This window comes from Bradyrhizobium sp. Kon37, from assembly GCF_055807535.1.
In genome coordinates, this window is the sequence record NZ_JBVVOY010000026.1 from 69,916 (window position 1) to 79,546 (window position 9,631).

General features: G+C 56.2%; 7 protein-coding genes. 4 read left to right on the plus strand and 3 right to left on the minus strand.

The features are described from left to right. Window positions 1-26 precede the first annotated feature (26 nt). Window positions 27-998: a D-2-hydroxyacid dehydrogenase gene (locus AC0L3J_RS31805; RefSeq protein ID WP_473349667.1), complete on the minus strand. Its 972-nt coding sequence runs from the start codon at window positions 996-998 to the stop codon at window positions 27-29. A gap of 1,151 nt (window positions 999-2,149) precedes the next feature. Between AC0L3J_RS31805 and AC0L3J_RS31810 the strand changes: the two genes are divergently transcribed. Next, on the plus strand, window positions 2,150-3,073 hold the full coding sequence (locus AC0L3J_RS31810) for a HamA C-terminal domain-containing protein (RefSeq protein ID WP_275174573.1): 924 nt from the start codon (window positions 2,150-2,152) through the stop codon (window positions 3,071-3,073). After that, complete coding sequence (locus AC0L3J_RS31815; protein ID WP_473349668.1) at window positions 3,070-5,184, plus strand: DEAD/DEAH box helicase; 2,115 nt, start codon at window positions 3,070-3,072, stop codon at window positions 5,182-5,184. The genes AC0L3J_RS31810 and AC0L3J_RS31815 overlap by 4 nt, the downstream gene beginning before the upstream one ends. A 762-nt stretch (window positions 5,185-5,946) precedes the next feature. On the opposite strand, the gene AC0L3J_RS31820 is transcribed toward AC0L3J_RS31815, so the two are convergent. Both AC0L3J_RS31820 and AC0L3J_RS31825 read right to left on the minus strand, forming a co-directional pair. Next, on the minus strand, window positions 5,947-6,129 hold the full coding sequence (locus AC0L3J_RS31820; RefSeq protein ID WP_473349669.1) for a hypothetical protein: 183 nt from the start codon (window positions 6,127-6,129) through the stop codon (window positions 5,947-5,949). A gap of 1 nt (window position 6,130) precedes the next feature. Beyond that, the gene (locus tag AC0L3J_RS31825; RefSeq protein ID WP_473349670.1) at window positions 6,131-6,700 is read right to left on the minus strand and encodes a thermonuclease family protein; all 570 of its coding nucleotides are present in this window, start codon (window positions 6,698-6,700) and stop codon (window positions 6,131-6,133) included. 234 nt (window positions 6,701-6,934) lie between these two features. On the opposite strand from AC0L3J_RS31825, the gene AC0L3J_RS31830 reads away from it, so the two are divergent. Beyond that, a complete protein-coding gene (locus AC0L3J_RS31830; protein WP_473349671.1) occupies window positions 6,935-8,644 on the plus strand; it encodes an AAA family ATPase in 1,710 nt (569 codons plus the stop codon). Next, window positions 8,641-9,471: a hypothetical protein gene (locus tag AC0L3J_RS31835; protein WP_473349672.1), complete on the plus strand. Its 831-nt coding sequence runs from the start codon at window positions 8,641-8,643 to the stop codon at window positions 9,469-9,471. The genes AC0L3J_RS31830 and AC0L3J_RS31835 overlap by 4 nt, the downstream gene beginning before the upstream one ends. Window positions 9,472-9,631 lie beyond the last annotated feature (160 nt).

Sequence of the window (9,631 nt, forward strand, 5' to 3'; positions counted from 1 at the left end):
GCGAGCACTCGCCGGAAATTGTCCAGTCAGTACCCTCGCGTCAGGTCGATTACATTTTGCAATGGCTTCTTATCGATAAACCGTTGCAGGTTAGCGGCGAATATCTCGAACAGGCGCGCGGAATAGTCGCTCGGATACCCGGAGATGTGGGGGGCGACGAGTACATTAGGCATCGTCCAGAGCGGACTGTTGGCCGGGAGCGGCTCCTGCTCGAACACATCGAGAAGAGCCCCCGCTATGGTGCCTGCTCGCAACTCCTCCACGAGCTCGCTCTCCGCAACCACCGCCCCTCGAGCAATGTTAACCAGAAAGGCACTGCGCCGCATTAGACGAAGCTGTTCACGGCCAATTAGCCTGGTCGTTTCGGGAACGAGAGGAACAGCAAGCACAACGAAGTCGGAGAGTTGCAAAAGCTCTGCAAGGCCATTGGGCGGGAGGAGCCTGTCGACGCCCTCCACTGGCGCGCTGACATCGCGCTTCGTGCCGAGCACTGTCATCCCCGCACCTTTGCCGCGGCGGGCGATGGCAGCTCCGATCGAGCCGAGGCCGACCACGCCGAGCGTCTTCTGCGAAATCGGCGGCACCGGACGTGTGTACCATTCCTTGCGAGACTGCTCCTGCATGAAGCGGGGGAAGTCCCAGTGCATCATGCCAATGCCCGTCATGACAAAATCCGCGATGGAATCACCATGGACGCCGCGAGCATTGGTGACGATGAGATCGCGGATACGGTTGCAAGTCGGCAGAATCGCGTCGATGCCCGCCGAGGTCGACTGGAACCAGCGTAGCCGACGGGCCTTGTCCAGGACCTGGGGAGGAAAATCAATCCCGGAGCCAACAATGATATCAGCATCCGCCACCTGGGATTCCAGCGACGCAGTATCTTTGGCGCTCAAGACGCGCACGGTCGGAAAGCGCTCATGGACGCGGCGCGCAACTTCGGACCCATGGACCAAGACGGTGACAGCATCGATGCCGGAAGATGTGGACGATGTCATCACCGGCTCATCCTTGTTACTCGAGTAAACCGAAACGACTTTTGAGCACCAGTGCGCCCTGTGCTTCCCTTAACCGCACAGGTGATGAACACCTCGGAAGTCAATGCACCTTCTCCCGTCGTTGGAAGCCCGGCCTGTCCCCGACCGGGGCTTAGCTATTAAGGCTATCCCGCAGCTTGTATTCTGCTGAGGGAACGGAATTTGACCGATGTGGTCTGTTACAAGCCGAAATCCTGCGCATGCGTGGCACAAGATGAAGCTTTTCTAGCTACGGCCACGCGCGCTAGGGGGGCTCGCCAGATGAGCAGCGCGCGATCGGGGCCATCGGGTACATTGAGATAACCAGTTGCCCCATGGGTGTTGGCAGGACGACCTCTCTTCTACAGCCATCGGCCTTAGTTGAGCCCAAATCCCAGAGGGCAAGGTCAGGTGATCAGCCTGGCCGCTTTGCTCTTCCCGGTGAACTCCACCCGCTCTCATTCTGCGGCTCTCCATCGCGTAGGAATGCATGAGCGGGGCAAGGCCTCTGCTGGCGACCTGTATCCGTGCCTTCCAAAGCAGCGTTCGCCCTCCATGCCGGAGCGAAGCACGCGCGCCAGACCGGCCATAGCATTCGCCGCCGCAGTGCGCCAAGGCTGCCCCATGGCACTCGGCCACCTCCAGTTCCGGGGATGGTCTTGTTGGTGATCTCGTCATATGGGCATGTCCGGTCCTCACCGGTGCTGCGCCAGAGGATCATGTCTGGACATCGCGGATCTCCGGACGGGCGCCACGAGCCTCTCTCGCGGCCTGTAACGCGTCACGGCCAACCGCGCGACACTCTGACGCTCAGCCTCTAAGTGAGAATGTGAATCTGCGAGTGGGCTTGGCCCTTCGTGCGATTCTTCATGGGAGTTGGCATTGAGGTGCCACGGCCGCAGGCCCGACCATGCGGGCGGCAAGGTCGCCCCAGCAGAAAAGGGCACCTGCAGGAGCGTGAGCAAAGCGACCCCGAAGCCGGCACGCGTGGCCGAGTACAGCGACGAGACCGGTTACCTTTTCGGATAAAATAGCCGGGCAAATGCACCAGCATCCCCCCTCTACCTACGAATGTGCAGTAGGAACCTGTACGAATCTGAAATATGTGTAAGTTTTTGGGGGGAATTATAGCGATGACCGGCTTGTCATTCGAAATCCTTATTGATGACGCCCTTGCCGGCATCACTTCCGTGTCTCAGCTCACCACTTTGGTCAACAAGCGCGTGCTTAGTTTAATTAACGACTTCGAAGACACCGAGTGGCGGTATCTCAAATTCCAGAGTTACCTCTGGGACAATATAGCTGAAACCGCATTGTCCCAAAGAGAGCGATCCGCACTTGTGGATCAGAGTCACAGCAGCCTCATAGCAGCGGCTCAGAACCTCAGATTGACTGACAAGGACGAGGTGGGTCAGGGAAGCGAAATAGCCGAAGTGTTCTTGTATGGCCTAATGCGCCATCGTTTTGGCGCTCTGCCTGTCGTTCCGAAGATATTTTACAAACAGAATGTTCAGGACAACGCCAAGGGAGCAGACAGCGTACACATTGTAGTGAAGGGCGACGACTTCACACTGTGGTTCGGCGAAGCGAAATTCTACAACTCCATAGCTGATGCTCGGCTCGATGCAGTCGTGACCTCCGTCTTGAACTCACTATCGACCGATAAGCTGAAGAAAGAAAACGCGATCATCACCAGCGTCTCGGACCTGGATGGACTGCCGATCCCCGCACGCCTTCGAGAGAAGATCAAAGCCGCTTTGAGCAACCGCGAGTCGATCGACAAGCTGAAGGCGAAGATTCATATACCGATCCTTCTATTACACGAATGCCTCACGACGGCCGCTGCCAGCGAGTTATCGGAGACCTACAAGACGGAGTTGGCCGCCTTTCACAAGGAACGCGCTGAATCTTACTTTTCAAAGCAGCTCGCAAAATCCAGCTCAGTTCACAAATACGATGATCTCAACTTCCACATCATACTCTTTCCGGTTCCAAGCAAGAAGAAGATCGTTGACGCGTTTGTCCACGCCGTCGCCTTCTACAAAGGACAGAAATGATGGAAATTTTTGAGACCTGTCAGGAGATTAACGGGCTGCTATCGATCCAGAATGAGCTGGCTGCCAGAAATCTGTTGATACAGCTGCTGGCAGACTTGGATCGGGCCAAGACGCCCTACCCGCAGTTGGTGAACCAGATGATCCGCGCGACGGGCCTGTTTCCCTACCTGCAGCTTGAGAACGCGTCGTGGGACCAGAAATACGTACATCACGCATTCGAGGTTGACGTTGGCCGCCGATTGGCAACCCTACACCGAGAGCAATCCTCTGTCCTTGCCAGACTTCTGAACGGGAGGAGCGTCGCGGTAAGCGCCCCAACGAGCTTCGGAAAGAGCTTTATCATTGACGCGTTTATAGCCGCGAAGCATCCGGACACGGTGGTGATCATCGTTCCGACAATTGCGCTCATGGACGAAACACGAAGGCGACTGTTCAAGAAATTCTCCGAACACTACACGATCATAACGGCACCGGATACGCGGCTCGGACCTAAGAACATCCTCATCTTTCCGCAGGAGCGCGCCTTCGGATACCTGGCGTCCCTTAAAACCATCGACCTTCTCGTCGTAGATGAATTCTACAAGGCGAGCCAAGAGCACGATCCCGAGCGCGCCTCCTCTCTGGTAAAAGCGATCTTGAAACTTTCGAAGAAGGCAAGCCAGCGATACTACCTTGCACCGAACATCAAGAAACTCAACGATAATGCGTTCACGCGCGACATGGAGTTTGTTGAACTCCTCAATTTCAATACCGTGTACTTGAATATCCAAGAACCGTACAAGGAATTTGGAGGAGACGCCGCCAAAAAGGGCGCGAAGTTGATTGAGCTGATTTCTCCGGGCGATGAAAAAACACTCGTCTACGCTGGTACTTACGGTGAAATCCGAAAAATTGCCGACCTTGTCATCAAGAACCTGCCAGCCGTAGATCGGATATACACCTCAGCGTTCGCCAAGTGGCTGAGGGAAAATTACGAAGAAGACTGGCTCTTGGCCGATCTGGTCGAGCGGGCCGTCGGAGTTCACAATGGCAGCATGCACAGGTGCCTGAGCCAGCTGCAGATCAGGCTGTTTGAGTATGAGGACGGCTTTGACAGCATTGTCTCCACGTCTTCTATCATTGAGGGCGTCAACACTTCTGCTCAGAATGTGATCGTATGGCGCAGTAAGCTTGGCAGCACCAACCTCAAGGATTTTACATACAAGAATATTATTGGCCGCGGCGGGCGCATGTTCAAGTACTTCGTCGGCAACATCTTTCTGTTAGATGCGCCGCCAAAATCGGAAGATGCCCAACTCGAAATCTCGTTCCCAGATAAGATGCTGGGAACTCTCGACGAAGATGGCGATGCAGACCAGCTGACAGATCGTCAAATTGAAAGGATCGTCGAGTACAGAACCCAAATGTCCGACATCATTGGCGAGGAACAATTCGCACGTCTCAAGAAGGACAATGTTCTGCAGGACAGCGACGCAGACTTTCTGCTGCGCTTGGCAAACGATATGAGAGACGCTCCAGATGATTGGAGGGGCTTCGGCTATCTCAACTCATCAAATCCTGCCCAGTGGGACTCCATGCTGTATAAAGTGCTCAGGCTCAAACCCAGCGGTTGGGATACAGCATGGTCTAACGTGGTGAATGTGACCAAGGAGATTGCGCACAATTGGCGTGATGATTTGTCCCAGATTATTTCGACCTTGAGGCGAAACGGTATTAGCATAGAGGAGTTCTTCAAGCTGGAGAGGACTGTAACATTTAAGTTGTCTGCTCTCCTCGGCGACACAAATGAGCTTCATAAGATCATCGTGAACCCTGCTGTTGATATCTCAGGATTCGTAGGCAGGATGAGCCGCGCGTTCCTTCCTAGTGCAGTCTACCATCTTGAGGAATACGGCCTACCGCGCATGATATCGAAGAAGATCCATGCGGCCGGTCTCATCAATTTTGAAGATCCTGACATGGATCTCCTCAGGGCACTCGACCGATTCAAGTTTTTGGGGATTAACGCCGTACTGGCGATCAAATCTCTAGGACCTTTTGATCGCTACGTTGTGCGCTTCTTTTTCGATGGGATTACTCCTGACGAGTACCAGACACCGGATGACGCTTGATAGCATGGTGTGCTCAAGGGACGCCGATTACACCCCAGGCGGCACCACGCGATCCCACCAATGGCAGTTCATCCCTAGAGCGGGCGCGAAGATTGGAGATCTCGACGTCGATCGTCGTTGCCCCTTGCGCGCCTACTCAGCCCAACTGTTTTCTCCGACGCGTTGGCGCCCTGGACGGCAAACTCTGAATGCACAAGCACTTCTTATGAGAAGCGAAGAGCAACCCGAAGAAATGTTGCATCGTTTTTGATGGTGATCCGCAGCTTCCTCGATCGAATCACGGCGATCGAGGCGAGGAGGGGGTTCTCGATCTCGATCTGCCATCCTTGACGAAGATGCTTGATACGGTGACGTCGCATGGCGTCCGGCTGGCCGCGACCAGCGCCATGCCATATGTCCGTCGAATTACGTTGAACTACCCAGGGCCGCAGGTCCGACCAGGCGATGCGCCAGGGGCGCATCGCCGCGACGGAAAATGGCACCCGGAGAGCGTGAGCATAGCGGCCTGAAGGGGCACGCGGGTCCGAGTGCAGCGACAAGACCGGTTCAATAGCGGCACCCGGGAACGGGGCAGTGATAGCGATCGCCGCAGGCGAGCCCCTTTTCCGAGTGCCCCCCGGCGAGGAGCTCCGCATCCCTTTGCGCGAGGGATCGACACCGCCCGGCTGAGACGCAAAGCTGCTCGGTTCAACGAGAGCCCGGTGCGGCGGCCGCCGCACGCGCTCTGGCCGAGCAACTCCACCAAAACTTGAATCAGCGGACCTAGATTTCCTCGCGCGCATGCGTCTGCGCGTCATAGATCCTGATCTGAAGCATGGGAAAACGCTTCTTCAGTTCTTCGCCACCTGCCCTGGCGCCGTCTCTGGTTGCAAATTCAGCTTTGAACCGGCCGTCCACTTCAAGCGTGTAACCAGAGACCGGCAATTCACGGGTGGCTGCAACCATTTCATTCCCATTGTGCAGTGAGGTGACTGGGAATGATGGGTAGCGTGAGTCGCCCAAACCGCGCCAGAGCCACCGGGGCAAATGCGGTGATAAACAATTGCCTTGTGGGTTGGCGCCTTGCTGCGATGACAACAAGGATGGGCATTTCCATCATCTGAACAGGCGGACGGCTTTCCACTTGCGCGGATGGATGCACGATAGAGCCACGGGTCGACGTAGCTGCCTTTCCGGAGGCCCTGGCCGGTGCGCTCAGCCTCGCGCTGAGCTTCGCGATACCTGCCCTTCGAGTATAGGGGCCAATCCAACGCAAGGCCGTTGCGTACAAGCCATTCACCGAGATCCTACCCGCGACCGAGCAGGTCGCCACCGTGCGGCCATATGGGTCGAGGCTGACTGGAACACAATTGACGGGACGGCGGGCAATGAAGGCGTCAAGGTCGTTCGCGGCCTGCGGACCACATCGATACTGTAAGCTGTCCTCGCCGCGGCACAGCTGGCCGCTCTTCGGTGCATCGACGCCCCAAAGCCGGATGCGCACGCCATGCATTTCCAGGGTGTCGCCGTCGATCACGCTGGCCTGTCCGACAAAAATCGTCGGCCAGCGCCACACTCGACAGAATGGCGAGAGTCAACGCGACAGAGGTTCGACGCATCCCCTTGACCTTGTAGCTATCGCAAATCTCGCGGACTGGATGACAAATAGCTATTCGGTATCCGAAAGCGTGGGTTGCCACAAAGCGCGATTGCTGTAGTTCTCGATCGAGGATTGTCGCCCGATTCTCCATTCCTTATAGTTCCGCGCATCGTGAGCACTGCAGAGCCCATTCCCGCAAACGCCCCGGTTCCCGTTATATTCGCGCGCGACGCGAATACGGCAGCGCTTGCTCCGATCGCACGACCTGCCGTCGCGGTGATACCACAACACAGTACCTGGAATGATTTCACCTACTATTTCACCGCGCGCCTTCTGGTGCTGCTGCCGCAACAACAGCCCGTACCGTTCGATATGCATTTTATGGTTTCTGGGTTCGATCGAACTGACGACTTCTTCAAGCAACTGCTTCTTCACCAACCTTGGGTGCCAATCGAGCTTGCGAATGCGAGCTACGTTGGCATTCTCGATAGCATTGAGTCATACGGCTCGCTGATTGAATTGCTTGGCTTCGCGCGCGCTATGACGTCACTGCGATTGCTCGGTGACGCGGTCGTTCTTCGGACAGAGGGCACGGATACCGCACGTCTGGCGCTTTTCGACACAGACCGATTTCACCTGGGCGCGCTAAGGGCCAGCTCGAACTATGTCGCGTTCCGCCACGGGCGTCGCTATTTGCGACCCGAACCGCAAGCTCCAGTCCCTGATGCGGCGACAAGCTTCCACATGGCGACGAACCTGCTTGCGGCCGACAATCCCTATGACATCAATTTCGACTTTCGATCGGACGAACTTAATCGTGATCGTGTCGCGGTCCTCATCGGACGAAACGGAACCGGCAAGACCCAGCTTTTGCTAAGCCTCATCCATTCGCAACGATCTCCCCAAGTCGGCGAGCCAGCAGTCTCGACCGCTTTCGAAACCGCCCCAACGTTCAGCCGATTGATGGTCTTTTCATCTGTGGCGTCGGACTCCTACCCACGATCGATCCCGCCTTGGGAAGGCGTCGACTATCAGTATTTTTCGATGATTGCCAATACGGACACCGGGGCCGATGCATCGACCGGCGCATTGATCGATTGCTTGCGCGATCACAGGCAGTTTGAGCCTTTCTCCCAAGGTATGCCATTTAGCGGACCGAGTCGGCTGAACATGCTGGAAAGGTCGCTAGCCCCCCTGTCCTTTTCAAAGACGATCCACCTGCCTCTCAGGGATCAATCGGAGCCTCACGATCTGTTCGACGTGAGAACCTGGCAGGGTAGAGCCTATTTTCCCCTGTTCAGATCGCTGAACGAGCAGCGTCAACTGCAGTTGGTTCGCATGGTCGACTGGTCCAGGTCGCCGGTGACGTTCGGTCTGGGCGAAGCGCCCCGTACACTCAGCAGCGGAGAGCAAGCGATGCTGAGGTTTGCGGCCCAGGCCGTTGGGTCGATCGAACAAGGCAGTATGCTGTTGTTCGACGAACCGGAAACGCACCTCCACCCAAATTATGTTTCGGACTTCATGTCGATCCTGCACACGCTGCTGGCCGCGACGAGATCCGTGGCAATTATCGTGACACATTCTGCTTATATCGTAAGGGAAGTCCCTCGGCAGCGTGTCCGAATATTATCACTGAAAGAGAGAGCGATTTCGATCGATCAACCTAGGCTCCAGACGTTCGGAGCGAGCATTGACAGCATTTCCCAGTTTGTATTCGGCGATAGCGACATCTCCCACGGTTACCAGGACTTGCTGGTAGATTGGGTCAATCGTCTCGGCCCCGAAGTGACGATCGAGCGCATTGTTCAGGAGCACGGCGAGAGGTTGAATCCAGAAACACTCTCTTATGTGGCCCACCTCCTTCGCATGCGACAGCAATGATAGCGCTAACCGCTCCATCGTCTGCGGAGGACGATGCTTACCTCAACAAGATCTGTGCGGAGCCGGCCTGGGCTAATTACCTTGGCCTGTGGGCATCATGTTATCAGGCCTATCGAGTACATGGCGGCAATCCGTGGTCGATCGTTGGCTCGAAATTCCCGGCGGCAATGGGCACGGTTCAGCAGAGGCTTTACGAGAACCGAAAGAGTGTGACTCGCTTCAAGAACCTGCGCAGCCAGCAGGTCGCCAGCTGTCCGATGTGTGGGTCTTCGGTCACGGGCGCCCTGGACCACTTTCTGCCAAAGGAAACGTTTCCTGAGTTTTCGGTCATGGCGGCGAACCTCGTTCCGGCCTGCACGAGCTGCAACTCATCGGTCAAGGGCAGCACCTATAAAGGTGAAAGCCCGGAGGAGTGGCTCATTCATCCTTACTTCGACACGCTGGCCAACTCCGACCTCTGGGAGATACGGATCATCCAACCGTATCCGGCGGCCCGATTTGAAGCTATTCCCAGCTCTCACCATGCACCGTCCGTGCAAAAGCGTATCGCTTTTCATTTGAAGTATGTGCTCGGTGATCAGTTTCAGCGCGCCTGTACGAACGCTTGGGCGACGCTACCACAACATATGCGCAACATGGGACCCACGGCTGGCCTCATTTCTGTCGCCGATATCCATGCAGAGCTCATCAAGCTCGTGAGCTATCATTATATCACGACGGGACGAAACGCCTGGTTAGCTGCGTTCCACCGCGGACTGCTGGGGGACTTGCCGGCTCAGGCATTCGTTGCGGCACAAGCGACGACACTTACGAAGTTGGTTCTCTGAGCCTCATTGACCACACCTGTGCTCCCTGGGGGAATAAAGGGATACTCGGCTGCCTGTCAGTTGGCGCTATTGCCGGATGAACTGTAAGCGTCGCTCTGAGGCCCATTTGATTGGTGCTTGACGTCTATTTTGAACGCGTGGTGCGCCGGCGCGGCTTCCA

Excerpts from the sequence above, each read along its gene's own strand:
- AC0L3J_RS31810 (WP_275174573.1), top strand. The coding sequence starts at position 2,150 with ATGACCGGCTTGTCATTCGAAATCCTTATTGATGACGCCCTTGCCGGC.
- AC0L3J_RS31815 (WP_473349668.1), top strand. The coding sequence starts at position 3,070 with ATGATGGAAATTTTTGAGACCTGTCAGGAGATTAACGGGCTGCTATCG.
- AC0L3J_RS31820 (WP_473349669.1), bottom strand. The coding sequence starts at position 6,129 with ATGGTTGCAGCCACCCGTGAATTGCCGGTCTCTGGTTACACGCTTGAA.
- AC0L3J_RS31835 (WP_473349672.1), top strand. The coding sequence starts at position 8,641 with ATGATAGCGCTAACCGCTCCATCGTCTGCGGAGGACGATGCTTACCTC.
- AC0L3J_RS31805 (WP_473349667.1), bottom strand. The coding sequence starts at position 998 with ATGACATCGTCCACATCTTCCGGCATCGATGCTGTCACCGTCTTGGTC.